This window comes from Mesorhizobium sp. P5_C1, assembly GCF_054049815.1.
The window spans coordinates 1-562 of sequence record NZ_JBFULQ010001389.1 but is presented as its reverse complement, the minus strand read 5'-3'; the positions used below and the strand labels follow the sequence as shown (position 1 = coordinate 562).

Sequence of the window (562 nt, the reverse complement as noted above, 5' to 3'; positions counted from 1 at the left end):
GAGCCGTGATGATCTGGACAAAACCAACCGCTTCGTGATCATCACGCTATTAGGCACGCCCTCAGCGCCCCAATGAATGCCGCTATCGCCGCTGATGTAGATCACGTGGGGAATGGAGTTGGCTTGCCGCAGATGCCTAGCCACCTCCCAACCGGACTGGCCTGCCCCTAGGCGGATATCTGTAATGAGGCCCTTAAATTTGTCAGGAGATGCATCGAAAGCCGTTATAGCTTCGGCGGCATCTCGGGCCGACGCCACTTCAAAGCCAGCTTCCTCCAATGCCGATTCGAGATCGAGCAGGATTAGGGGCTCATCCTCAACGACAAGAACCGCCCCGACATGCATTTGTTAATGTCCCCAGTGTGCGCACCACTACGCGCAACACCGGTATTTGTTCCATATAAACAACTGCCGAAAGCATGCACTTTTCGGAAGAAAGTTACTGAGCCAGCTAACGTCCCTCTGCTGGCGTCTTCCGAGCAGCCCGTCACCTTTTACCCAAGGCTGCAGGCTTTTTTTGTGCGCAAGAAAGGGATCCTGCTTCGTCCCCTCAACCAGTGGG

1 protein-coding gene is annotated in these 562 nt (G+C 55.0%); it reads right to left on the bottom strand.

All coding sequences use genetic code 11. The features are described from left to right. Nucleotides 1-345: response regulator (locus ACXJ7R_RS35965; RefSeq protein WP_457155922.1), on the bottom strand; the 345-nt coding region annotated here is incomplete at its 3' end. Nucleotides 346-562: the final 217 nt, after the last annotated feature.